General features: G+C 73.0%; 18 protein-coding genes. 1 reads left to right on the top strand and 17 read right to left on the bottom strand.

Translation table 11 applies throughout. From position 1 onward, the window contains the following. Positions 1-157: 157 nt before the first annotated feature. Genes AB0J53_RS21455 through AB0J53_RS21475 form a run of 5 tightly spaced genes read right to left on the bottom strand, consistent with a single transcriptional unit; the run spans position 158 to position 4,772 of the window. The gene (locus AB0J53_RS21455) at positions 158-961 is read right to left on the bottom strand and encodes a TIGR03084 family metal-binding protein (RefSeq protein WP_364174841.1); all 804 of its coding nucleotides are present in this window, start codon (positions 959-961) and stop codon (positions 158-160) included. Then, a complete protein-coding gene (locus AB0J53_RS21460) occupies positions 958-2,022 on the bottom strand; it encodes a carboxymuconolactone decarboxylase family protein (RefSeq protein WP_364174844.1) in 1,065 nt (354 codons plus the stop codon). The genes AB0J53_RS21455 and AB0J53_RS21460 overlap by 4 nt, the downstream gene beginning before the upstream one ends. Positions 2,023-2,024: 2 nt before the next feature. Next, on the bottom strand, positions 2,025-3,671 hold the full coding sequence (locus AB0J53_RS21465; protein ID WP_219507956.1) for a GMC family oxidoreductase: 1,647 nt from the start codon (positions 3,669-3,671) through the stop codon (positions 2,025-2,027). Next, positions 3,668-4,237: a DUF5987 family protein gene (locus AB0J53_RS21470; RefSeq protein WP_364174848.1), complete on the bottom strand. Its 570-nt coding sequence runs from the start codon at positions 4,235-4,237 to the stop codon at positions 3,668-3,670. The genes AB0J53_RS21465 and AB0J53_RS21470 overlap by 4 nt, the downstream gene beginning before the upstream one ends. Before the next feature lie 13 nt (positions 4,238-4,250). Then, complete coding sequence (locus AB0J53_RS21475; protein WP_364174851.1) at positions 4,251-4,772, bottom strand: SigE family RNA polymerase sigma factor; 522 nt, start codon at positions 4,770-4,772, stop codon at positions 4,251-4,253. A 560-nt stretch (positions 4,773-5,332) separates the two neighbouring features. Here AB0J53_RS21475 and AB0J53_RS21480 point away from each other — a divergent pair. Next, positions 5,333-6,097, top strand: coding sequence for an AraC family transcriptional regulator (locus tag AB0J53_RS21480; RefSeq protein ID WP_364174854.1), 765 nt, complete (start codon positions 5,333-5,335; stop codon positions 6,095-6,097). Positions 6,098-6,172: 75 nt separating this feature from the next. On the opposite strand, the gene AB0J53_RS21485 is transcribed toward AB0J53_RS21480, so the two are convergent. The 12 genes from AB0J53_RS21485 to AB0J53_RS21540 all read right to left on the bottom strand — a co-directional run bounded on the left by AB0J53_RS21485 (position 6,173) and on the right by AB0J53_RS21540 (position 24,765). After that, positions 6,173-7,555 carry a cytochrome P450 gene (locus AB0J53_RS21485; RefSeq protein ID WP_364174857.1) on the bottom strand — a complete coding sequence of 461 codons (1,383 nt, stop codon included), beginning with the start codon at positions 7,553-7,555 and terminating at the stop codon, positions 6,173-6,175. Continuing rightward, positions 7,552-8,085 (bottom strand): flavin reductase family protein, encoded by a 534-nt coding sequence (locus AB0J53_RS21490; protein ID WP_219507965.1) that lies wholly within the window; start codon positions 8,083-8,085, stop codon positions 7,552-7,554. Before AB0J53_RS21490 ends, AB0J53_RS21485 begins: the two co-directional genes overlap by 4 nt. A gap of 22 nt (positions 8,086-8,107) precedes the next feature. Continuing rightward, positions 8,108-8,536 (bottom strand): acyl-CoA thioesterase, encoded by a 429-nt coding sequence (locus AB0J53_RS21495; protein ID WP_049565857.1) that lies wholly within the window; start codon positions 8,534-8,536, stop codon positions 8,108-8,110. Next, positions 8,533-14,280 carry a type I polyketide synthase gene (locus tag AB0J53_RS21500; protein WP_364174862.1) on the bottom strand — a complete coding sequence of 1,916 codons (5,748 nt, stop codon included), beginning with the start codon at positions 14,278-14,280 and terminating at the stop codon, positions 8,533-8,535. The genes AB0J53_RS21495 and AB0J53_RS21500 overlap by 4 nt, the downstream gene beginning before the upstream one ends. Next, a complete protein-coding gene (locus AB0J53_RS21505; protein ID WP_364174865.1) occupies positions 14,277-15,281 on the bottom strand; it encodes an enediyne biosynthesis protein in 1,005 nt (334 codons plus the stop codon). The genes AB0J53_RS21500 and AB0J53_RS21505 overlap by 4 nt, the downstream gene beginning before the upstream one ends. A 4-nt stretch (positions 15,282-15,285) precedes the next feature. Next, complete coding sequence (locus AB0J53_RS21510) at positions 15,286-17,220, bottom strand: CRTAC1 family protein (protein WP_364174868.1); 1,935 nt, start codon at positions 17,218-17,220, stop codon at positions 15,286-15,288. Beyond that, positions 17,217-18,194, bottom strand: a complete 978-nt coding sequence (locus AB0J53_RS21515) for a DUF1702 family protein (RefSeq protein ID WP_364174871.1) — start codon at positions 18,192-18,194, stop codon at positions 17,217-17,219. Before AB0J53_RS21515 ends, AB0J53_RS21510 begins: the two co-directional genes overlap by 4 nt. 101 nt (positions 18,195-18,295) lie before the next feature. Beyond that, entirely contained in the window at positions 18,296-19,297 is a 1,002-nt protein-coding gene (locus AB0J53_RS21520; protein WP_364174874.1) for a DUF1702 family protein, read from the bottom strand. Positions 19,298-19,440: 143 nt separating this feature from the next. After that, on the bottom strand, positions 19,441-19,650 hold the full coding sequence (locus AB0J53_RS21525; RefSeq protein WP_364174877.1) for an acyl-CoA carboxylase epsilon subunit: 210 nt from the start codon (positions 19,648-19,650) through the stop codon (positions 19,441-19,443). Between the two features lie 53 nt (positions 19,651-19,703). Beyond that, on the bottom strand, positions 19,704-22,478 hold the full coding sequence (locus AB0J53_RS21530) for an AAA family ATPase (protein ID WP_364174880.1): 2,775 nt from the start codon (positions 22,476-22,478) through the stop codon (positions 19,704-19,706). Positions 22,479-22,668: 190 nt separating this feature from the next. Further along, positions 22,669-24,414, bottom strand: a complete 1,746-nt coding sequence (locus AB0J53_RS21535) for a 2-isopropylmalate synthase (RefSeq protein ID WP_219507981.1) — start codon at positions 24,412-24,414, stop codon at positions 22,669-22,671. A gap of 12 nt (positions 24,415-24,426) precedes the next feature. Beyond that, positions 24,427-24,765, bottom strand: a complete 339-nt coding sequence (locus AB0J53_RS21540) for a hydroxyisourate hydrolase (RefSeq protein ID WP_219507983.1) — start codon at positions 24,763-24,765, stop codon at positions 24,427-24,429. Positions 24,766-24,796 lie beyond the last annotated feature (31 nt).

A 24,796-nucleotide genomic window follows, 5' to 3' on the forward strand; every position in this document is an offset into this window, starting at 1 on the left:
GGGGGGGGGGGGGGCGGGGGGGGGGGGCGGCCCCCGGCCCCCCCACCCCCCCCCGGGGTGGGTGGAGGCCCCGGGCGGGGTGGAGCCCCCGGGGTGGGTGGAGTCCCGGGGGCGGGTGCCCCGTCCGGATCGGGTGGGCGGGGGCCTGGGGGGAGGGTTAGTGGGATACCGGGAGGAACTGGCCCGGTTGGCGGCCGGCGCCGGCGGGGCCGCGGTAGCACTGGGCGATGTCGAGCCAGCGGTCCGCCTCGGCGCCCGTGGCCGTGACGGCGACGTCGTCGCGGTGGCGGCGGCGGGTGACGAGGAGGCAGAAGTCCGTGGCCGGCCCCGCGATGCGGTTCTCGGCGTCCTCGGGCCCGTAGGCCCACAGCTCGCCCGACGGCCCGGTGATCTCGAAGCGGAACTGGACGCCGGGCGGGGTGAGGCCGCGGGAGAGGTAGCCGAAGTCCTGGGTGAGGACGGCGAAGACGACGAGGTGCCGGAGCCGGTCGGTGCGTTCGAGGGTGACGCCGAGGGCGTCGGCGATGTCCTGCCCGTGCGCGAACTGCTCCATGATGCCGGCGCAGGCCAGGACGATGGGCGGGAGCGGGTTGACGAGCCAGGGCACGGTGTTGCCGGGCGGTACGGCGGCCAGGCCCTTGACGACGGCGGCGCGTTCGGCCCGCCAGCGGGCGAGGAGGGTGTCGGGGGTGTCGTCGTCGTAGTCCTTGAGCGCGGCGTTGACGGCGCCGTCGAAGTTCTGCTGCGCCCCGGCGGTCATGGCCTCGAACCGGGCGGCGTCGGTGGCGGCGGCGGTGGCCAGGCGGAAGATGAAGGTCAGGTGGGCGATCTGGTTGTGGATGGTCCAGCCGGGCGCGGGGGTGGGCAGGTTCCACTGGTCCGGGTCGAGGCCGGACACCAGGCGGTCGAGTTGTTCGCCGTCCGCGGTCAGGTCGTCGAGCACGACCTCGAGCTCGGTCATGGAAGTGTCCTCTCGTCGGTTGCGGTGTTGATCGGGTCTCGCTGGAGGGGCTGCCAGGCGGCGACGCGGCGGGCGGCGGTGAGCGCGGCCCAGGCGGTGGTCTCGACGAGCGCCTGCGGGTCGGGGTCGCCGGCGCGGTAGGCGGCGACGACGCCGGCGTCCACCTGGTAGGAGGCGAGGGCGGTGAGGAGGGCGAGGCGGGCGGCGGGCCGCTGCGCCGGGGGGAGGGTGGCGGCGGCCTCGTCGGCCCAGCTCCGGCCGAGGCCGGGCGGGTGGCCTTCCCAGGTGGTGACGTGGGTGGTGACGAGGTCGCGTACGGGTTCGGGGAGCCGCCGGGCGCCGGCCGTCTCGACGGCGGCGGCGGCTCGGGCGAAGGCGCCTTCGATGTGCCGGGTGCCTCTGGTCCAGGCGAGGTCGGCGGGCACGGGGGCGGCGGGGAGGAGGGTGAGGGAGTCGCCCTTGCGGCGGGAGCGGCGGGCGGCGGGCCGCATGACGGCGCCGAACAGGCGCAGCGCGGTTCCTCGGGCGCCTCGGGGCAGCTCGGGGGGCAGGGGTGAGTCGCCGAGGAAGACGTTGACCATGCGGTTGAGGTAGTGGAAGGTGACGGCGACGGCGAGGAGTTCGCGGCTGTGGCCGACGAGGAGCGGCGGTTCGTGCCGTTCCGCGGTCTGTTTGAGTCCGCAGGCGCGGGCCCAGGAGGCGGTGCGCCGGGTGCCGGGGTCCTCGTGGCGTGAGATGGCGCGCAGGGTGGCGCGGTGCACGTCCACGCAGTACGGGCAGGTGTTGGCGGCCGACACCTCGGTGGCGACCACTTCCTTGAGCACGCGGCTGACCGTGCCGGAGGCGAGCAGCGATTCGCGCAGGAGCAGCCAGCAGGCCGCCATCGTCTCCGGCGCGGGCGAGTGCAGGATCACGGGCGGGGCGAGCATGCCGAAGTCGCGTTCGACCTGGGCGTACACCCCGGCGACGAGGCCGCGGGCGGCGCCGGGCCGTACCGGGGTGACGTGGCGGACCTGGGCGAGGGTGCCAGGCGCGGTCATCCTGCTGAGGAGTGCGCCCACGGCTATCTCCGCATCAGGTCGGGGACCAGGTGGGCGGCGCCGCGCCGGCCGCTGGTGGAGCCGTCGGGGGCGGGGGCGCCGTAGGTGACGTCGACGCCGCGTTCGCGGGCGGCGGCGACGATGCCGGGGATCGCCCGCTCGGCGAGGGCGGAGATGGTCATGGCGGGGTTGACGGTGAGGGCGCCGGGCACGGCGGAGCCGTCGGTGACGAAGATGCCGGGGTGGCCGCGTACCTCGTGGCGGTCGTCGAGCGCGGAGGTGTGCGGGTCGTCGCCGATGCGGCAGGAGGCGAGGGGGTGCACGGTGTAGGCGCCGACGAGGTCGTTGGTCCACGGGGTGACGGTGGCGAGGCCGTCGCGTTCGAGGATCTCCTTGCATTCGGCGTCGGCCATGGCCCAGGCGGCGACCGTGTTGGCGGTCGGCTTGTAGGTGAGGCGGCCGACGCCGAGCATCTGCTGGGAGAGCCGGTCGGAGTTGCCGCGCTGGGGCGGCGGCCCGAAGACGCCTTCGTTGTCGTCCTCGATCATCTGGAAGATGATCAGCCAGGACTGCCAGCGTTCGAGCATCTCCTTCTTGCGCGGGCCGAACCAGGAGCCGTCCTCGGCCAGGGCGAGGATGGTGCCGAGGCCGGGCGGGAAGTAGAGCTGCTCCAGCGAGTACCGGGAGTATTCGGGCAGCGAGGCGTCGAGCCGGTCCCAGTTGGCGACGGTGGGGCCCTTGCCGATCTGGTTGGCGGCGTAGCCGAGGCCGTCGCCGCGCTCCAGGCCGAGGACGTCGCGGACGCGGTCCTCGTTGAGCACGGCGGTGTTCAGGCGTTCGCCGTTGCCGGAGAAGTAGCGGCCGACGCCGTGCGGCATGGGGCCGAGCGCGGGTTCGCTGCGCTGGAGGATGACGGGGGTGGCGGCGGCTCCGGCGGCGAGGATGACGATCTTGGCGTCGATGGTCCCGGCGCCTTCGGTCAGGCGGTAGTCCTCGTCGTGGACGTGCGCGTAGTGGACGCGGTAGCCGCCGTCGTCGGTCCTGGAGATGCTCTGCACCTCGTGCAGCGGCCGGATCTCGGCGCCGTGGGCGAGGGCGGCGGGCAGGTAGTTGAGCAGCAGCGACTGTTTGGCGTCGAAGCGGCAGCCGGCCATCATCCAGTTGCAGTTGACGCAGGTGGAGGTGTCGACGGCGGCGGGCACCGGGTTGGCGGTGCGGCCGGAGTGGCGGCAGGCGGCGGCCCACAGCCCGCCCGCGTACGAGACGTCGTCCCAGCCCTGCTGGGTGATCGGGATGGACTCCTCGACGCGGTCGTACCAGGGGTCGAGGCTGTCGCGGTCGATGGCGCGCGGCCACATGCGGCGGCGGATGCTGCCGCGGCGTTCGAAGACGAAGCGGGGGGCGCGGGGCATGGCGGCGAAGTAGACGACGCTGCCGCCGCCGACGCAGTTGCCGCCGAGCACGCTCATGCCGTCGCCGACGACGAAGTCGAAGATGCGCGTGTAGGAGGAGCCGAGCTTGTAGTCGTGCTCGAAGTCGCCGCTGGTCAGCCAGGGGCCGCGTTCGAGCATGACGACCTTGGCGCCGCCCGCGGCGAGGTGGTAGGCGGCGATGGCGCCGCCGAACCCGGTTCCGACGACGAGCACGTCGGTGCGTTCGACGCTGTTCATGCGGGGCTCCCGGAGGGCGTGGTTGCGGGGTGGACGTCGGCCAGCGGCCTGCCGTAGGACCAGGCGCGGAACCTCCACAGGCCGTCGGCGTCGGGCCGGGTGATGCCCATGGCGGTGAGCCCGGGGTGCCCGGCGGCCAGGGCTTCGGCGGTGTTCAGGTGCGCGGCCGAGTCGTAGGCCATGTTGCAGAAGAGGGCGAGGCTGACCCACAGGGCCTTCTCGGGGTGGCCGGGCGCGGTGAGCCAGCGCACGACGGCGGCGCGGTCGTCGTACGGGAGCGACACGAACGGCGGGACGCCGTCCTCGGCGGGCAGGCCGTGCTCGGCGGCGTAGGCGGCGGCGTGGCGGTTGAGCGCGGCGGCGAAGTCGTCGAGCCCGCCAGTCAGGCCGGTGGCGTCCCATTCGAGCAGTTCGATGGCGCCGGCCTGGACGGCGCCGCCTCCCCGGCTGACGCCCGCGACGGCCAGGTCGCCGTCGTACCGCTTCTCGCCCGGGATGATCGTGTCGGCGAACGCCTCCAGCGTCGTCGTCCTGTCCTGGTGGTCGTCCGGTTTCCGTGAGGCCATGGGCGTTCCCTGTCTAGAGGCGGTTCGGGTCTTGATCAGAGGCGCCGTCGAGCGCCACTCGCAGGGCGTTCAGCGCGCGGGTGGTCTGGCTGCGCACGGTGGAGGACTCGTTGCCCAGGACGCGGGCGGTGTCCTCGACGCTGCGGTCCTCCCAGAAGCGCAGCAGGAGGGTGGCCCGCTGGCGCGGGCCGAGCCCGGCGAGGGCGTCCATCAGCGCCAGGCGCTCGCTCACCAGGAGGTACGGGTCGGAGGTGGTGGGGGTGTCGGGCACCGCGCCGATGAGGACCTCGCGTGTCCAGCGCATGGTCCTGCGGTCGCTGAGGAACAGCCGTCGCATGATGCGCCGCGCGTAGGCGCCGATCCTGTCGTGGCCGTCGAGCGTGTCCCAGTGCTTGTGCAGCGCGATCAGCGTGCGCTGGACCAGGTCGTCGGCCTCGTACCAGTCCTTGGAGAGCTGGTAGGCGGTGCGCCGGAGAGCCGGTCGGCTCCGTCGGACGAATCGCGCGAAATCCCCGTCCTCTCGCGCTGCGGCCATTGTTCACACTCATCCCACATCGGCGTTGTCGCATTCGAACTCTTTGCCCCGAATTTGTCCTGCCCATAGGAACGTCACAACCCCTACCGGCGGCCGGTATGCCCTTATCCGCGGGCCATCCCTATTTGCCGTGCGGCAACCCCTGATTTAGATTTGAGTCACACCGCCGGCCGGAAGCAGCCGGCGATAAATGGGCGGCACCCCTATTCGCGGCGCCGGCACCCCTATTTCCCCTGCGCACGGCCCCTACGCCGACCGGCCCGAACGTATGCTCGCGCAATGAGCAGACCGCTGACCACCGCCCCGGCGCCGCCGACACCCAGTGCGACCGGCCGGTCACCCAAAATTTCTTTCGAATGAATCGCCGTCCGATGCAGCTTTCCCCGCGCGTCGCCGCGTGTAGCAGTAGGCAGCCGAAATCCATTCGGTCTCTAATGCCGAGAATGCGCACCGACCAGGGTGATCGAGGAATCGCCGCAATCCGGGAGAAGAATTCGGCCGCCATTCGGGGGCGATTTCATCCGGGATTGCCCGAACCCCTCCTCAACCCGGGAGGACAAATGGACGACGTGATCGAACGAGCGGTCATGCGGGTGATCGAGAGCATGCAGGAGAACCTCGGGGAGCAGCTCACGATCGACGACATGGCCCGCACGGCGATGTTCAGCAAGTTCCACTTCTCCCGCGTCTTCCAGCGGGTCACGGGGCTCTCGCCCGGCAGGTTCCTGTCGGCGGTGCGGTTACGCGAGGCCAAACGGCTTCTCGCGACGACCTCGCTGAGCATCACCAACATCAGCCACCAGGTGGGCTATTCGAGCGTGGGCACCTTCAGCTCGCGCTTCACGCACAGCGTGGGCCTGCCGCCCAGCAAGTACCGCCAGCACCTGGGCATCACCGCCCGGACGCTGGCCGGCGGCGGGGAGAGCCCGCCGCCCGGCGCGACGACGACGCTGACCGGCGTCGTCACCTCGCCGCTGGCCGGCCAGCCGGTGTTCACCGGCCTGTTCCCCGACCAGATCCTCGAAGGCCGCCCGGTCAGCTTCACCGTGACCGACGGCCCCGGCCCCTACGTGCTGGAGAACGTGCCCGAGGGCCGCTGGCACCTGATCGCGCAGTCCGTGGCCGCGGGCCGCGAGGACGCCATCCACCTGCCGCCCGCCGGCGACGGCACGCTGTGCATCGCGCGCTCCGGGCCGATCACGGTGGCCGCCGGCAGCGGGCCGAGGCGCGCCGACGTCCGGCTCCAGCCGATGCGCCCGCTCGACCCGCCGGTCCTGCTCGCCCTGCGCGACCTGGTGACCTCGGCCGACGGCGCCACCGGCTGATCCGCGTACGGACGGCCGACACAGACGATCCGCGAGCGGTGAGGAGCTCACCGGCCCGCGGATCGTTCCGGTCGGTCAGGCGAGGCTCACCGTCATCGGCAGCCCGCCGCGCACCCGCAGCGACAGCATCGCCTCCGGCACCGCGCGGAACCCCGGCACCCCGGTCAGCCTGAGCTCGCGGGCCACCATGGCGAGCACGAACGTGGCCTCCATCATGCCCAGGTGGTTGCCGACGCAGAACCTCGGCCCGGCGCCGAACGGGATGTAGGCGTAGCGGGGCCGCGACGACGGCGCCGCCGGGTCGAACCTGCCGGGGTCGAAGCGCGCGGGCTCGTCCCAGTAGGCCGGGTGCCGGTGCAGCGTGTACGGGCTGATCAGCACGTCCGCCCCGGCGGGCACCCGGTAGCCGCCCACCACGTCGTCGCGCTGGGCGACCCGGGTCAGCGCCCACACCGGCGGGTACAGGCGCATGACCTCCTCCAGCACCATCGCGGTGTAGCGCAGCCGGTGCAGGTCCTCGTACGTCGGCGGCCGGTCGCCGAGCACGGAGACCGCCTCCTCGCGCAGCCGCTCGCGCACCTCGGGATGCCGGTCGATCAGGTGGAAGGCCCACGACAGCGTGCTCGCGGTCGTCTCGTGCCCGGCCAGCAGCACGGTGACGATCTCCTCGCGCAGCCGGCGGCGGACCGTGCGCGGATCGCCCTCCTCCCGGGCGGAGGCGATCAGCCGCGACAGCAGGTCTCCGCCGTCGGTCGGCCGGTTGATCCGCTCGGCCACCAGCAGGTCGACGGCCCGGTACAGGTCGCGGCGGGAGCGCCGGAAGCGCAGGTGCAGCGGCAGCGGCAGCCACAGCGGCACCATCGACAGCGTCACCATCTCGAACATGGCCTGGTCCTGGACGCCCTCGAAGGAGTGGCCGATCGAGGCGTGCGCGCCGAGGTCGGCGTCGAGCAGCGTGCGGCCGAGCACGCCGAGCGCGAGCCCGGTCATCTCCCTGGCCACGTCGACCGGCCCGCCGCCCGCCCGGGCCCGCAGCCGGGCGACCAGCCGCCCGGCCTCCTCGCCGATGACCGCGTCCTGCTGGGCCAGGCGCTTGTTCTGGAACATCGGCTGGATGGTGCGGCGCTGCCGCTTCCACCGCTCGCCCTCGCTGGTCAGCAGCCCGTCGCCGATGACGCGGCGGGCCTCCGACAGGCCGATGCCCTTGTGGTAGTTGCCGCTGTTGTCGGCCAGCACGTGCTTGGCGTGGTCGGGATGGTTGAACAGGTAGATGGACTTGGGCCCGATCGTCATCCGGACGGCGTCGCCGTACCGCTCCGCGGCCGTGGACAGCAGCCCGAGCCGGTCGGTGACGAGCCGCTTGAACAGGGCCGGGGCGGCCAGGCGGGGCGGCCCCGGCGGCGTCGCCGGGACCGCCTGGACCGCCGTGGCCGGCCCGCGGGTGCGTACGGCGGTCACGCCGTCACCTCGCGCAGCTCGGAGGTGATCTCCCTGAACTGGCCCCGGTAGACCAGCAGGCCCTCGCTGCCGGAGTCCTGGCACATGGCCAGGACCTTGCCCACGAAGATGGTGTGGTCGCCGGCGTCGTGCCGGCTCCACAGCTCGCACTCGAAGCGGGCGATGGCGCCCTCGACGAGCGGCACCCCGGTGAACATGCCCTTGACGACCTCGACCTCCTCGAACTGGGCGGCGCCGAGGGCCCGGTAGCGGTTGGAGAAGTGCCGCGCCGCGTCCTCCTGGTGCGCGGCCAGCACCGACACGCCGAACGTCCCGGTCATGGTGAGGCACTGGTGCATCACCGCGTTCTTGTCGATGCAGACCAGGACGAGCGGCGGGTCGAGCGATACCGAGGTGAAGGAGTTGGCCGTCATGGCGTGCGGCACGTCTCCCCCGGTCGTCACCACGGTGACGCCTGTGGCGAAGGTGCCGAACGCGCGTCGCAGCGCCTTGGTGTCCGTCAGCGGTGTGGTTGATGGGTGGAGTTGCACGCCAGACCTCCTGGAATCCGTCCTAGGACGCGTACGGTTCGAGGGCTCTCACCAGTGCCTCGGGGACCCTGGCGGGTGCCGTCCTGGTGTTGGGCCCGCGCATGCAGGCCACCCGCTGCCTGCCGCGGGCGATGAGCGTCTCGCTCCCGTCCTGGTTCAACCGCATGTAGTCGAAGCCGAACTCCACCTGGGTCTGGGTGAGCTCGGTGAGCCGCATGCGGATGGACAGCTCGTCGAAGGCGGTGATCTCCGCGAAGAACTCGCAGTCGACCTTGAGCGTGAAGAGCTTGAGATCGTCCTGGAGGTCGGCGAGCACGTCGGGCGCCCGCTCCTTCAGGAACATCTCCCGGCACCGGCCCTGCCAGCGCAGGTAGTTGACGTAGTAGACGTTGCCCACGAGGTTGGTCTCCTCGAAGCCGACCGTGTGGACGTACTCGAAGTACTTGCTCATGGCTGGGTCCGCCCTTCGGTGAGTACCGCGACGACGACGGGGTCGGGCAGGTCCCGCACGGCCGTCACGAGTGTGGCGACGCGCAGCTCCGCCGTGGCGAAGACCACCCACGCGTCACGTTCCGCCGGGGTGATGGTGAGCTCGGCGCCGCCGAGCCCGGCGGCCCGCAGGCAGCGTTCGGCGGCCGCGACCCGGGCCGCCGCCGTGTCGGGCCGCTCCCCGGTCTCCGCCGCCACGCGCTCGGCCAGCGCCGCCCCGCCGGCCTGCCCACCGGCCTGCCCACTGGCCTGCCCACTGGCCTGCCCGCCGGTCTGCTGTACGGGCGCGATCGCGCAGGCGACGGTCCCGGGGCCCGCCACGGACAGCGTGAGGCCGTCCATGTGGGCCGTGACGGGGTCGCCGGCGCCGCGGCCGGCGATGCGGGACCCGGCCAGCGCGCCGCGCTCGTCCGCGTCCTGCCCGCCCGGTTCGACGCAGGCGGCCAGCCGGACGCCGGTCAGGTCCTCCAGGGTCCGCTCCAGGTAGGGCCCGAGCAGCGGCGCCACCCACGGCCCCCGGCCGTCCTTCTTGCGCACGGCCTGCAGCCGCAGGCCCTCCCACCGCTCCACGACCTGCCCGTCCGGCGCGCGTACGGCGATGTCGTAGACGTAGGCGTCGCCGTCCCTGCCGCGCTCGGTCGCGCAGTAGCGCAGCCGGTCGTGCGCGGCCAGCGCCGGGCCGCCCGGGTGGATCCGGTCGACGCCGGTCGGCAGCAGGGTGGCGTCGGGGACGCACACCTGGTTGCCGTGCATGAGGGCGTCGCGCATGCCGGGGTCGCCCAGCAGCAGCTCGCCCGGCAGGTAGGCGGCGAACCAGTCGCCGTCGTCCACCACCGCCACGTCGGCCTCGACGGCGCGCGCCTCGGCCCGGTGGTAGCGGGCCAGCCGCTGGAACCGCTTGCCCTGGAACAGCACGTCGCCGTACATCTCGGCGGCGGGGTCCAGCGCGACCGCCGCGAGGCCGTCGCCGGCCTGCTCGGGCGGCCCGGCGGGGGCGGCGTCACCGGTCAGTGTGAGCACCGCCCGGAAGTGGTCGACCTCGTAGCCGGTGTCGCCGCTGCGGATGCTCACGGCCAGCGTGTCGTCGTCGCCGGTGACGGCGGCGGCGACGCGCAGCGTGGTGCTGCCGCCGGGCGGCACCACGATCGGGCGCAGGAACTCCGCCCGCTCGATGACCGGCGTGACGTCCCGCCCGGTGGTGGCCAGCGCGGCCTGGGCCATGGCCTCCATCCCGAACACCGCCGGGAACAGCAGGTTGCCGTCCAGGTGGTGGTCGGCCAGGTAGAGGTCGGTGCCGTCGGTGAGCTCCAGCTCGGTGACGAGCTCCACGCCGTGGTAGCGGATCAGCGGCTTGCCGACGAACCGCAGCAGGGGCAGCTCCGGCCGGTCGTAGCGGACGGTGTGGATGCCCTCGGTGCGCCCGCTGACGACCACGACGCGGGGGGCGTCCGGGTCGGCGACGAGCCGCCGCATGATCTCCACGCCGTCGGCGGCCGGGATCGGGGTGACGCCCTGCCGGGTCAGCCGGTCGACGACCGACAGCCGCTCGCCCATGCCGACGTCGGACCAGACCGACCACTCCATGCACAGGGTCCGGCAGCCCGGGTGCCGCTCGGCGAACTCGCGCGTCAGCTCGGCCAGCCACTCGTTGGCCGTCGCGTAGTGCGCCTCGCCGGGCAGCCCGGCCCGGCCGATGATGCTGCCGAAGGCGACCAGCAGCCGCAGCCGGTCGCCGTCGACCGCGTCGAGCACGTGGCGCAGGCCGTCGACCTTCGGGGCGAAGGTGCGGCGCACGGCGTCCATGCCGAGCGTGGCCAGCGACTCGGGCTCGTTGCGGCCGGCGCCGTGCAGCACCGCCGTCACCGGGCCGAGCGCCCGCTCGACCTCGGCGACCGCGTCGCGCACCTGGGCGGCGTCGGTGACGTCGGCCCTGGCGTAGTGGACGTTCAGCCCGGCGTCGGCCATCCGCCGCAGGTTGGCGGCCAGCTCCTCGTCGGCCGCCGGGTCGGAGCGGCCCAGCACGGCCAGCGCGGCCCCGGCGTCTCCTGCCACCGCCAGCGCGCACTCCGCCGTGATGCCCTTGCCGCCGCCGGTGACCAGCAGGACGTCGGAGGCGTCCAGCGGGTGCTCGGTGCGGGCGGGGCGTACGGGCAGCGCGCGCATGGTCGGCACCCGGCGCGCGCCGTCGTCGTCGTAGTACGCCTCGGCGTAGACGTCGGTGGCGGCCACCTCGGCGGCTACCCAGGCTGCCGCTTCGGGGATCGCCGGTACGTGCACGATGGTGGTGCGGAGCCCGGTGGACTCCAGGTGGAGCGTCTTGGCCAGGCCCGCCGCGCCCCGTCCGTGCTGGACGAGCACGAACCGGGTGCCGGGTCCGCCCGCGAGGGCCGCCTGCGCGCCGAGCAACGCCTGTTCGACGTCGTCGGGCGAGCACTGCGGAGGTAGGCACACCAGTACACCGGATCCGACCTTCCCGCGTTCGAGCGCCTCGCGCAGCGGCTGGGCGACGGGCGAGGCGCCCGGGCCCGTGCCTCCGTACACCTGCCAGGAGCCGCCGGCCTCGGCGGCGGCCCTGGCGGGCAGCGGCAGCTCGTCGAGATCGACGGCGAACGGCCGGACCCACGGGGCGGCGCCCGTCACCCCGGTCACCGTCCGCCTGCCCGGCTCGGCCGCCAGCTTGTCCAGCTCCTCGCCCAGCTCGCGCAGGCTGGCGGTGGCGAGGTTGGCCGGGGTCTGCCCGGCGGGCAGGCCGAGCTGCTGGGTGGCCTGGTCGATGATGTGCATGACGGTGACGGAGCTGAGGTGCAGCTCGTCGAGCGGTTTGCTGTCCTCGGTGACCATCTCCAGGGGCAGCTCGGCGCGGGCGGCGGCCAGGCGGCGCAGCAGGTCCGTGGTGGACTCGCCGGGCTCGCCCTGGCCGGCGGGCGCGGCGGACGCGGCGACCGGCTCCGCCGGGCGTTCTGCCGGCTGCCCGCTCGCCTGCGCGACCGTGATCTTCGGCGCCTGCTCGGTCGGGCTCATGAGGAACGACAGCTCGCGGCCGACCTCCATCGGCCGGGTGAGCCGCCCGTGGAACAGCTCCTCGTGCGCGACGGGCACGCCCGTCACGTACGCGGCGCCGAGCACCCGCAGCAGCCCGGTCAGCGACTCGTCGTCGGTGTCGAGCGCGATGGCCGGCACGTCGGTCACGGCGGCGGCCAGCCCGCTGAGCACGCGGCCGGGGCCGACCTCGATCAGCAGGTCGAGGCCGTCGGCGGCCTGTTCGAGCGCCTGGGTGAAGCGCACCGGGGCGGTGATCTGCTCCCGCAGCAGCGCGGGGATGTCGCCGTCCGGCGCGAGCGCGGTCCCGGTGACGGTGGAGACGACCCGGCGGCCGATCCTGCCGAACCGCTCCCGCTCCAGGTAGGGCGTCAGGGCCTCGGCGGCGGGCGCGACCAGCGGCGAGTGGAAGGCGTGCGAGACCTTCAGCCTGGTCCAGCTCACCCCGGCGGTCACGGCGGCCCGGCCGACCTCCTCGATCGCCTCGACGGGGCCCGCGACGACGGTCTGGTTCGGGCCGTTGTAGCCCGCGATGACCACCGGCAGGTCGCCGATCAGGGCGGTCACGGTCGCCGGGTCGGCGCGTACGCCGGCCATGGTGCCCGACTCGCTGTTCTCGGTCATGGCCCGGCCCCGGCCGGTGGCCAGCCGCAGCAGCGCCTGCTCGTCCATCGCGCCGGCCCAGTGCAGGGCCGACAGCTCGCCCAGGCTGTGGCCGACGGCGACCTCCGCCTCGACGCCGAGCAGGGACAGCGCCCGCAGCCCGGCCATCGAACCGGTGACGATGCGCGGCTGGGCCACGGCCGTGGCGACCACGTCGCCGCCGGTCGGCAGCCCGGCCTCGGCGTACAGCTCGTCCACGTCGGCGAACCGCCTGCGCAGCGCGCCGCCGCCGGTGCCGCGCCCCGACCCCTGGCCGGGGAAGAGGTAGCCGACCCTGGCGGTCCCGGCGGCGTGGCCGTAGAAGGCCTTGCCGTCGGGGGTGAGCAGCCTGCGCTCGCCGGAGTCGATCGCCTCCAGCACCCGCGCGAGCTGCCGTTCGGCCTCGTCGGGGGTGGCGGCGACCACGGCGGCCCGGTAGGGCAGGCCGCGCAGCTCGCCTTCGAGCGTCGCGGCCAGGTCGGTGAGCTCGGCGTAGGACACGGCGGGCACGTAGTCGTGCATCCGCGCCACCCGCTCGCGCAGCTGCTCGGGGGTGCCGCCGTCGAACAGCAGCAGCTCGGCGTCCTGCAGCGAGGAGGCCAGCAGCTTGGTGCGGCGGCCCAGCCTCCGCTTGGGGGCCGGGTTCTCGATCACCACGTGCGAGTTGATGCCGCCGAAGCCCATGGCGCTGACGCCGGCCCGCAGCGGGGCGTCGGCGGGCCACGGCTCGGCCACGCGCAGCGCCCGCAGTTGCGCCTCTTCGCCGGTCAGCACCTCGTGCGGGTCGACGCAGCCGAGCGTGGGCGGCAGCACCTGCTCGTGCACCGCCATGACGGCCTTGATCAGCCCGGCCACCCCGGCCGCCGCCTTGGCGTGGCCGATCATGCCCTTGATCGAGCCGACGGCGGCGGGCCCGCCGCTCGCCCCGGCCTCGGCCCTGGCCCGCGACAGCGCGGTCAGCTCCGTCGCGTCGCCGACCGCCGTGCCGGTCCCGTGGCCCTCGAACAGCGGCACCGTGTCGATGCCGAACCCGGCCTTCTCGTACGCCCGCCGCAGCGCGAGCTGGTAGCCGCTGACCTCGGGCCGGGTCATGCTGCCCCGGCCGTCGGAGGAGATGCCCCAGCCGGCGATCGTGGCGTAGACGCGGTGCCCGGCGGCGACCGCGTCCTCCTCGCGCATCAGCACGACGATGCCGCAGCCCTCCCCCGGCCAGAAGCCGTTGGAGTGCCGGTCGTACAGCCGGAAGTCGCTCTTGGCCAGCGCCCCCGTCTTGGCGAAGCCGATCACCTCGAACGGGTCGATGGACAGGTCCACGCCGCCGGCGATCGCCACGTCGAGGTCGCGGTCGGCCAGCGCCTTGCTCGCGGTCACCACCGACAGCAGCGACGAGGAGCAGGCCCCGTCGACGATGTAGCCGCCGCCGTTGAGGTCGAAGTGGTTGCAGATCCGCCCCGCGATGGTGTTGGCCAGGGCGCCCGCGAGCGTGTCCTCGTCCACCGGCGGGAACGGGCTCTTGAAGGCCGCCTCGTAGGCGCCGAGGAAGCCGGCCAGCTTGTCGTCGTCCCAGCCCTGCTCGCGCAGCGCCGCCGCGAGCGTGCGCCGCACGTACGGCCAGCGCAGCCGCAGCGCGTTGGCGCGGCTGAACTCGCCGGTGAGCGTGTTGCCCACGACGACGCCGGTGCGCTCCTTCGGCAGCCCCTCGGCGCCGGGGAACCCGGCGTCGGCCAGGGCCCGGCCCGCCATGTCGAGGGCGAGCCAGTGGGTGAGGTCGGCCGAGCGGTAGGTGCTGCCGGCGATCCGGTGAGCGACCCGGTCGAAGGCGTAGCCCTCGATGACGGCGGCGGTCTTGGCGTAGAAGCGGTCGGGCGTGGCGGGATCGGGATCCCAGTAGTCGTCGTGCCGCATCCGCTCGTCAGGCAGCCGCCTGAAGGCTCTGCGGCCGGCGATGGCGTTCTCCCACAGGGCGCGGGGGGAGTCCGCGTCGGGGTATCGGCAGGCGAGACCGACGATCGCGATCCTGCTCATGCCCGCGCGACCTCTTTCTCGGCGGAGGCGATGGCCGCGGCCGCCGCCGCGGTGACCCGGGCGGCGTCCCGCTCGCGGGCGAGCTCGACCGCGCGCAGCGACCACAGGAAGCCGCCGCGGACGACGCACACGATCGCGGTGGCGAAGAAGATCCCGTACGGGATGTTCATGCCGGTGAGCAGGCCGTAGGTGAGGGCCACGCCGCCGCCGAAGGCGACCTGGGAGAGCGGCTTGGACGGGCTCGTCCCCGGGTCGGTGATCATGTAGTTGGTGAACAGCACGAACGCGACGCCGGTCATCATCGACAGGCCGCCGAGGATGGAGACGTCGTCCACGATGAGCCCGCGCACGATCGCCTGAAGGGCGAACACGCTCACCCAGGCGCCGATCAGCCACATGCGGTTGGTGAGCTTGGCGTTCAGCATCGTGCCGGCGGCGATGATGATCAGGGGCACGATCCAGTCGATCGGGTTGGTCACGTGCTCGGTGAAGTGGTACGGCGGCGCGATGCTCGCCCAGGGCAGGAGCACCAGGATCACGGCGATGCCGAAGTTGGACGGGTTCATGAAGTGGCGCAGCCGTCCGCGCACCGGCGCCCTGAGCACCCACTTGGCGCCGACCGCGACCGCGATGCCGAACATCATGACCAGCACCTGGTCGTTGACGTAGATCAGCATGTTGAGCGCGATGCTGGTGATGTGGGCCGGGTAGAGGAACTCCACCAGGCCGCGGAAGCCGTTGCCGCGGAAGCGGGCCGGGCGGCCCTCGGCGCGGGCGCCGATCCACTCCAGGGCGATCTCGATGGTGTAGCCGGTCGCCATGGCGATCAGCGGCCACGTCCACGGCTGCTCGAAGCCCAGGACGGTGTAGCCGAGGATGTTGAAGATCGTGATCGAGAGGGCGAACCTGCGCAGCGCGGTGATGACCTTCGGGTCGTGGCGCGGCGGGCCGCCGGCCTTCTTCTCGGGCTGCGCCGCCGGCGCGGTCTTGTCAGCGGCCATGACGTCACTTCTCCTTCGCTTGCGAGCCGAGCTGGATGGCGTGCCTGCCCGGGCTGAGCTGAAGATCCTGCTCGCGCACCTGTCCCGTGCGGTCGCGCCAGCGCAGGTGGACCTTCACCGGCCCGGTCACGTGCTCGCCGAGCCCCAGGTGCACCTCGTGGCTGCGCCGGCCGGAGTGGCCGCTGCCGCCGTCGACGCGCCCGATCACGGTGCGGTCGCCGACCGTCGCCGTGGCCTCGGCGCCGATGGCCGGGGAGCCCTGCGCGCCGGTGGCGTTCTCGTGGGTGAGCTGGAGCGTGATGGCCGATCCGGCCGGCGCGCTCTGGTTGTGGTAGAAGATCGGCGCGTCCCACTGGCGGGCGACCGCCAGGTCGAGCAGCCCGTCGCCGTCGGCGTCGCCGGTCGCGATGCCGCGCGTCGGCACCGGCACCGCCAGGCCGAGCTGGCGGGAGATGTCGGCGTACGTGCCGTCGTCCTTCTTGGCGAAGAAGGCGAGCGTCTGGCTGCCGGCGATGTCGGCGCCCTCCCTGACCACGGGCCAGGAGTGCGGGTTGCGCACGACGGCGTCGTTCGCGGTGGCGAGCTCCTGGAGCTGCGCCCACCGGTTCACCCAGCCCTTGACGAAGCCGGTCGCCTGGACGATGGCGGGGTCGCCGCCGTTGTTGAAGTCGTCGATCTTGACGTCCCAGCCCCAGCCGGTCCACGCGGTGCGGTCCTGGGCGCTGCGGTCCTCGAAGGGCGCCACGCCGTCGGCGAGCTGGGCGCGTACGTCGGCCCGGTTCTTCGCCGTGTTGTAGAAGGCGTAGTTGCTCTCCTGGATGCCGAACGAGGTGGTGATGTTGCTGACGAAGGTGTCGTAGAGGCCGTCGCCGTCGAGGTCGCCGAAGTCGGAGCCCATGCCCTTGAAGGAGTCGTGGCCGAGCGACTTGGACTTGGGCACCCACGGCGTGCGGGAGCCCTCGGCCAGCGAGAAGGAGATCTTGCCGGGCGTGGACCGGTTGTACAGCAGCCGGTCGGGGCCGAAGTCGTTGTTGAGGAACAGCTCGGGAAGCAGGTCGCCGTCCAGGTCGGCGGTGCTGGCGCCGAGCTCCCAGCCCTTGGAGACGTCCTTGTCCAGCACGTTGTCGAGCCGGTCGAAGGACGGGGCGCCCGCGGTGACGCCGGTCCAGCGGAAGAAGTAGTTCTCGCCGCCGTTGACCGCGCCGGACATCGAGTCGTTCATCTCGACGCCGCCGTTGACCGTGTCGTCGAGCACGGGGCCGTGGGGGAAGTAGTTGCCGATGAAGATGTCGAGGTGGCCGTCACCGTCGAAGTCGGCGGTGGTGGCGGTGTTGCTGTTCCACTGCGGCCCGGTGTAGGTGGCGCCGCCGGCGCCGGGCACCAGCTCGGTGGCCGTGAACGCGTCCGCGGACAGCGTCGTGGCCCCGGCCTTGGCCAGGTGGACGATCGGGGTGCGGCCCCAGTAGTACGTCAGGACGTCGGTGCTGCCGTCCTCGTTGAAGTCACCGGCGATGCAGCCCATGGGGGCGATCGCGTCGTTCATCGGCAGCGTGCCGGTGGACAGCGCGAACGGCTTGTAGCGGTCCGAGCGCGCGCCCGGCGTGGGGGTCACCACGACCCGGTCGATGCGGGGGTCGGTGACGCACAGGTCGTTCGACAGGCCGTCCATGTCGAGGTCGTTCATGGCGATCCCGGCCCCGACGGAGGAGATCCAGGCGTCGATGTGCGTGTAGCGCTGGTTCACCGCGCGGATGGTCTGCTGCGGCAGGTCCGACGGCAGGGCGATGCTCAGCGGCTTGAACGCGTACGCGCCGGCCAGCTCCGCCTTCTCCTCGTCGGAGGCGAAGGACGGGCTGCCGATGACGAACAGGGCGGCCATCACCACGAGGGCGACGACTCCGGCCTGTTGCCGGCGCAGCCAGGTGGCTACCGTGGTCACGGGGTGACACCTCCAAGGGAGACGAGTTCGCCGGCTATCCGCTGCCGCCAGATCTCGAAGGCGGGCAGCTCCCCCGGCAGGGACGGTGCGGGCATGGACTGGATGCAGATCTCGGCGGCCTGCTCGGCCGTGGTGCCGCACAGGATGGCGGTGGCCTGGCGGGTGTGCGGGCCGAGGAGCCCGGCCCGGATCCTGGCCTCGGCGGCGAAGGCGCTGCCCTGGGCGAGCTGGCCTCGGTAGGGGCCGGCCCGGTCGCGCAGCTCCCACAGCTCGTCGCCGGTGGCGCCGCCCGCGTAGGTGGCGGCCAGGCCGGTGCCCGCGTACAGGTCGGGGCGGCGCTCCTCGGGGAAGCTCTCGATGAGCGACGTCACCTGCTCGACGTCGGTGCCGCCGACGAACCACAGGGCGCGGCCGATGCCCTGGTCGACGGCGCGGGCCGCGTACGCCTCGTGCCCGGCGGGCCAGGGGAAGCGTGTCTCGCGCACCTGCCGGCGCACGTACTTGTCGGTGTGGAAGTACGCCTGGTGGAAGCCGTAGCCGTCGTGCACGAGCCACAGCAGCAGCGGGTCGAGCTGGGCGGGGTCCGGCCACAGGAAGCGGGGCAGCCGGGCCATGGCCCAGCCGATCCCGACGTAGATCATGTAGTTGTGGCGGTCGCCGCGCCCGGCGAGCGTGCCCTTCACCCTGCGCAGGTTGGCGAGGGAGGCGCAGTCCAGCACAGCGAGCCCCATCCCGGCGCCCTCGTAGGCGAAGCCGCGGAACCGGTCGGGGATCTGCTCCAGCCGGTCCTCCGCCTCAGCGGGAGTGCGCGACTCGGCTGCGTAAGCGAAGCCGGTGAGGAATATCTCGCCAACTTTCTCCAATAATTCGCGGGCCGCCTCGTTTTTTACATGGAAACCGCGGACGGCGAGCTTGGTCTCCGTGACACTGGGGGTAAGTATTCGCTTTCTCAGCGATCGAAGCAGGCCGGCCATAACAACCCTTCACCGCTCAACCAGCAGGTACTGTCTTCTCATTGACACATGACGTGGAATCTTCGGGCAACTCCGGTCGTGCTTACCGCGTTATTGCGGGATCATCGTGCGGCGTTTTCGACCGCGAAATGCGCGCGTACGTTGCGGCGCCACTGCTCGTAATCCGGGACGCCGCCGGGACGGCCGGGCCCGACCGCGGTGTCGTCGGCGAGCGCGACGGCGTCGTCGACGGACAGGCCGGTGAGCACGTTCCCGGCGGCCTCGCTGTGCGCGGGGACGTGGCCGGAGTAGTGGCGGGCCTTGAGCGCGAACACCGAGCCCTGGGCGAGCTCGTCGCGGTGCTCGCCGGCCTCCTCGCGCAGCGCGGCCAGCGCGCCGCCCGCACTGCCGCCCGCACTGCCGCCCGCGAACGTGGCGGCCAGGCCGACGCCGCTCCACAGGTCGGCCTGCCGGGCGGTGGCGAAGCGCCGCACGGCGGCGGCGACGTCGGGCGCCCGCCCGCCGTGGATGAACCACAGGGCGCGGCCCACGCCCTGGTCGGCCGCCCGGGGGAAGTAGCCGGGCTCGCCGCGCCACGGGTACGGGGCGGGCACCCGCTGCTCGTCGACGTATCGCCGGGTGTGGAAGTAGGCCAGGTCGAAGCCGTAGCCGTCGACCGCGAGCCAGCTCATCACCGGGTGGTAGGGCGAGCCGGAAAGGTCGGGCAGCACCTTCTTCCACAGCGGCCTGGGCAGCCGGGCCATGGCGAAGCCGATGCCGATGTAGGCGAGGAAGATGTGCGGCTGCCCCGGGCCGAGCAGCAGGTCCCGGGTGCGCTGCCGCCGCCCGCCGCCCATGGCGTCGAGCACGGTGAAGGCCATGGTCGCGCCCTCGTAGGCGAAGCCGCGGTGGTCGGCGGCGACCAGGTCGAGCCTGCGCTGCACCTCCCACTGGTCACGCGCGTCGATGCCCCATTCGAAGCCGCAGACGACGGCCTGCGGGATCGCCTCCAGCCGCTCGGTGTCGGCGGTGGGCGGGCCGGGGAAGCCGCGTCCGGCGAACGTCACCTCGGCCAGGGACGGGGCGAGCACGAGCCTGCGGAGCGAACCGAAAAGTGTCGACATCGTGGGACCTCTCCTCGCCTACCGACTCGACCGGCCGTAGGGCCGGGCACCTCAACAGGATGCGTTCGGCGGCGGGAGGGGGCTTTTCGCAGATTGCGGTGGTAGCCCAAATCGCCACGAATAGCACGAATGCGGATGGGAGGTCAGCCGGCCCAGCCGCTGAGCCGCCAGCTCCCCGCGACCGGCCGGCGCACCAGCGCGGCCGGGTCCGACCAGGCCCGCTCCTCCTCGGACCTGGCCCTGGCCCGCGCCACCAGCCGGGTGACGGCCAGGACGACGGCCTCCAGCTCCTCCGGGGTCGCGTTCCCCCGGACGGTGATCAGTTCCGTGGTCGGTTCGGCGATCGGCTCCATCACGCACCTCCGCCTCCGACCGTGTGGCCGGGCGGCGGGAGCGCGCAACTCCGTCAGTGCTCCACCTGGCTGTCGAACTCGACGACCAGCGGAAGGTCCACCCTCCTCCTGATGTTCAGCTTGCGGTAGGTGCGGGTGAGGTGCTGCTCGACCGTGCTGAGCGTGATGTAGAGGCGCGCCGCGATCTCCCGGTTGGCGTAGCCGGCCGCGGCCAGCGCGGCCACCCGCCGCTCGGCGTCGCTCAGCACGCCGATCAGCTCGCTCGGCAGCGGCGCCGGCACCACGCTCGGGTCGTCGGCGCGGCTCAGCGCGTCGATCATCGGCTCGGCCCGGCACTCGCGCGCCGCCGCCTGCGCCCGGCCCGCGATCGTCCGGGCGCGCCGGTACTCGCCCAGCGAGTCGTACGCCTCCACCAGGTCGAACAGCGCCCGGGTCAGCTCGTAGCGGTCGCCGGCCATCTGCAGGTACTCGGTCGCCTGCCGCAGCAGGGCCGGACGGCGGGCCGGCTCGGAGACGGCCGCCTGCAACCGCAGCGCGATCCCCCGGCCCCGGCGCAGCTCGGCGCCGCACATGCTCAGCTGGGTCTCGATGAGCTCCCTGGCCTCCTCGACGTGCCCCATCCGCAGGCACGCCTCCCCCGCGTCGGCACGCCACGGGATCAGGCCGGGCGTGTCCAGGTTCCAGGTGACCATGAGCTCGCCGCAGCGCTGGAAGTCGCGCAGCGCCAGCGCGAAGTACTCGTTGGCCAGGCTGTAGCGCCCGCGCGCGTACAGGTAGTGCAGGCCGTAGCGGGTCTGGAACATCGTCTCGGGCACCGGCCGGTCCAGGTACTCGCGGACCGCGTCGTACCTGCCCATCGCCGTCAGCGCGATGATCAGGCTGCTCAGCGGCCCGCCGATCGCGACGCCCCAGCTGCTCATCGGGATGGTGTCGAGCGCGATGCGGGCGTGGTGCGCGGCGGCGGGCATGTCGCCCTGCCGGATCGCGATCTCGGCGCGGATCGCCGCGAGCCTGGCCTGCCGGCTGGGCGCCTGCCTGGACATCGCCTCGGCGCTGAACCGCTCGCACCACGGCACCGCGCGGTCGCAGCGGCCCGCGTAGGTGAGGGCGAGCAGCGCGTTCTCCACGGTGTCCATCGACATCTCGTCGAGGTGGGAGTCCTCCAGGATGCGCTCCACCGCGTTCATGCTCTCCTCGCGGGGGCCCCGCGTGAGCACCTCGGCGAGCGCCAGCGTGGCCTCCACCCGCCGGTTGACGGCCACCGACACCAGGCCCGCCAGCGCGCGGCGGCCCGCCGGGCGCGGCAGGCCGGTCAGCAGCGGCGGGTGGGTGACGCGCAGCCAGAGCTGGGCGACGACCATCTCGGCCATCGTCTCGTGGTCGGCGGCCTCGCCCTCCTCGCCGAGCTGTTCCAGCACGTCGCGGGCGTCGTCGAAGCGGCCGTGCCACAGCAGCGCGCGGGCCAGCACGACCACGTCGCCGCCGCGCAGGCTGCCCCGGTTCACCGCCTCGGCCAGCTCGGCCAGGTGACCGGCGGGCGCGGCAGGGTTGATCCGCCACTCGGCCCGCACCAGCATCGTCATGATCTTCAACCGGCGCTGCTCGTCGTCGCACTCGCGCCAGGCCAGCCGCAGGTAGGCGACGGCCGACTCGACCTGGCCGGCGCGCAGCGCGTTCCTGGCGGCCTCCTCCAGCGTGGGCAGCACCCAGGGCGCCTCCACCCGGGCCGCCTGCAGCAGGTGGTCGGCGACCACGCAGGGCGTCATGCCCGCGTCGTGCGCCACCTCGGCGGCCCGGCGGTGCAGGTCCATGCGCTCCTGCTGGTCGATGCCCGCCAGGACGGCGCGGCAGACCGACTGGTGGCGGAAGTCGCGGCCGGAGACCAGCCCGGCCGCGCCGAGTGAGAGCAGCTCCCTGCTGATGTCGATCGGCGCGATGCCGAGCAGCCGGTCGAGCCCGTCGGTCTCGCCCAGCACGGCGAGCCCGCGCGCCACCCGCATCGTCTGCGGGTGCCCGCGCTGCAGGCACGACAGCACCGCCTGGCCGAACTGGTCGCCGACGACCGGCTCCGGAGGCGGCTCGCCGACCGAGCGCAGGTACTCGCGGTAGTCCTCGGCCAGCGCGCCGGCCAGCAGCGGGTTGCCGCCGCTGAGCGTGTACCACTCCTTGGCGAAGCGCTCGGTCGCCTCCGTGCCGAGCTCGGCCGCCATCAGCTCCTCGACGCCCTCGCGCGACAGCGGCGAGAGCTGGAGCCTGCGGCAGTGCGGCTGGCGCAGCAGGTCGGTCTCGAAGTACGCGTCGGCGCAGCGCATCCGGTCCGAGTGCGCGAACACGGCCACGATCCTGGCGCTCCTGGCCCGCCTGGCGAGGTAGGCCAGGCAGAGCAGCGAGGTGCGGTCGGCGTGGTGCACGTCGTCGACGGCGATCACCAGCGGGCACCGCTCCGACAGGTCCAGCAGGACCGTGCAGAGCGCGTGCACCACCTGGGCGTCGACGAGCTGGTCGGCCTCGGGCCCGGCCATGGTCGCGGCCCGGCTGCCCTCCTCGATGAGGGCCATCGCGCGGGCGTGGTCGGCCTCGGGGAGGGGCGCGTCCTGGATGAGCTGGCGCAGCACGCCGAGCGGCAGGTCGCGCTCCATGAGCGAGCCGGTCGCCGAGACGGCCAGCGCGCCGAGCTCGATGGCCTGCTCGGCCAGGGAGCGCAGCAGCGTGCTCTTGCCCGTCGCGACGGGGCCGCTGACCAGGGCGATCCGGCCCCGGCTCAGCACCGCGTTGGCGAGGAGCGACTCCAGAGCAGCCAGCTCCTCGTGTCGTTCGATCAGTCCCATGGCCGTCTCCCCTCGAATCGCCGCGGTCAGATCGGCAGGACCCGTCCTGACGGTGTCCGCAGGTCGAGCCAGTAGCGGTGGCCGCCGTCACGGGTGCGCGGCCTGCGCTTCCGCACCTGGGTGCGCCTCATGATCCTCACCTCGGATTCGCTGCCTGGTCCGAACGCTATGCCGGGGGCCCATCGCTTCCTTATCGTCCGGCTATCAACCGCCGTGCCCGGGCCGGAACGGGCCGCTGACGTCGGCATTCGGGGTCCGCCGGGGGGCGCGGGGCGGGCGGCGCGGGCACGGCCGGCGCGGGCACGGCGGGCCAGGACCGCGCCACGGCCGACCCGACGGCGGCGAGCACGGCCGCCTCGACGTCGCCGCGGATGCCGGCGCCCCACACCGCCCGGTCGCCGTCGCCGAACCGCGCGTAGACGGCCACCTCCTCGCGCTCGCCCGCCGGGCCGCCCATGTGGTGGACGGCGCGCACGTCGAAGCCCTTGTCGGCCAGGGCCGCGCGCAGCGTGCGGAGCGTCCCGGCCCAGGCCGCCCCGCCGTACGCGGGGCCGTCGAGGTAGAGCTCGACCGTGGCGCCCTCCACCGCCGGAGGCGCCTGCGCGACCGCGTACGTGGCCTCGAAGACCTCCCGGACGCGCTCCGGCGGGATCTCGCCGCCCTCGGCCTCCGCCAGCGCCTGCACGACCTGCGCGAAGTCGATCTGCAGCGGCCTGGGCAGCGTGAGTCCGTGCCTGGCGCTCATCACGTAGGCCAGCCCGCCCTTGCCCGACTGGCTGTTGATGCGCACGACGGCCTCGTACGTCCGGCCCACGTCCCTGGGGTCGACCGGCAGGTACGGCATGCTCCACGGCAGCTCCGACGGCGCGAGCCCGGTCCGCGCCGACTCCCGTTCCAGCGCGTCGAACCCCTTCTTGATCGCGTCCTGGTGGGCGCCGGAGAACGCCGTGTAGACCAGGTCACCGCCGTACGGGTGCCGCGCGGGCACCGGGATGCCGGTGCAGCTCTCCACGACCCGGCGGACCCGGTCCAGGTCGGAGAAGTCGATGCCGGGGTCGATGCCCTGGGTGTAGAGGTTCATGCCGAGCGTCACCAGGCACACGTTGCCGGCCCGCTCGCCGTTGCCGAACAGGCAGCCCTCGATCCGCTCGGCCCCGGCCATCAGGGCCAGCTCGGCCGCAGCCACGCCGGTGCCGCGGTCGTTGTGGGTGTGCACCGACAGGCAGATGTGCTCGCGCCTGGACAGGTTGCGGTGCATCCACTCGATCTGGTCGGCGAAGACGTTCGGGGTCGAGCGCTCGACGGTCGTGGGGAAGTTGAGGATGATGGGCCGGTCCGGGCCGGGCTCCCACACGTCCATGACCGCCTCGCAGACCTCCAGGGAGAAGTCCGGCTCGGTGTCGTTGAAGTGCTCGGGCGAGTACTGGAAGGCCAGGTCGCAGCCGGGGATGAGCTTGTCGGCGTAGGCCATGACCAGGCGGGTGCCGTGCACGGCCAGCTCGCGGCACTGCTCGCGGTCCATGCCGAACACCAGGTTCCGGATGGCCGGCGAGGTGGCGTTGTAGAGGTGCAGGGTCGCCCTGGCGGCCCCGCGCAGGCTCTCCACGGTCCGCTCCACCAGGTCCTCGCGGGCGGGCACGAACGCGGTGATGCGCACGTCGTCGGGGATGCGGTCCTCCTCGACGAGGAGGCGGACGAAGTCGTGGTCGTCCTGGCTGGCCGACGGGAAGCCGACCTCGATCTCCCGGTAGCCCATGCTCACCAGGAGCTCGAACATGGCCAGCTTGCGCTCGGGGCCCATCGGCCTGGCGAGCGCCTGGTTGCCGTCGCGCAGGTCTGTCGACAGCCAGCGCGGCGCGGCGGTGATCGCGGCCGTGGGCCACGTCCGGTCGTGGAGCGGGATCAGCGGAAATGCGTCATACCGATTGGTGTTCATCGCGCGCCCTACTCAGTTGAACGAGCCGAAATAGGCGGAATAAGAGTGCGGCGAGAGCAGAACGTTAATTTGATAGGTGCACGCCTCGTCCGTCATGCGGAACACGACGACGATCTCCGGATAAGCGGCGGTGAGCCCGAGGCTCACGAAGTAGCGATCACTTCCGAAGACGATTCTGTACAGGCCGCGGTCGAGCCGGTGCTCCCGCCACTCCTTGACGCGCCCTTCGTGATCGGTCACCGACTGGGCGTCGATCACCCAGTGACCGTTGTCGGCGCGGTCCAGACGCACGTCCACGCTGGCGGCCGGCCGCCCGTAGACGCTGTCCAGCGCCTGCACGTCAATCCCCATCAAACGCCACCTGTTCAGGAGTTCCGTCTGC

The sequence above is a fragment of the Nonomuraea sp. NPDC049725 genome, from assembly GCF_040674795.1.
GTDB lineage: Bacteria > Actinomycetota > Actinomycetes > Streptosporangiales > Streptosporangiaceae > Nonomuraea > Nonomuraea ceibae.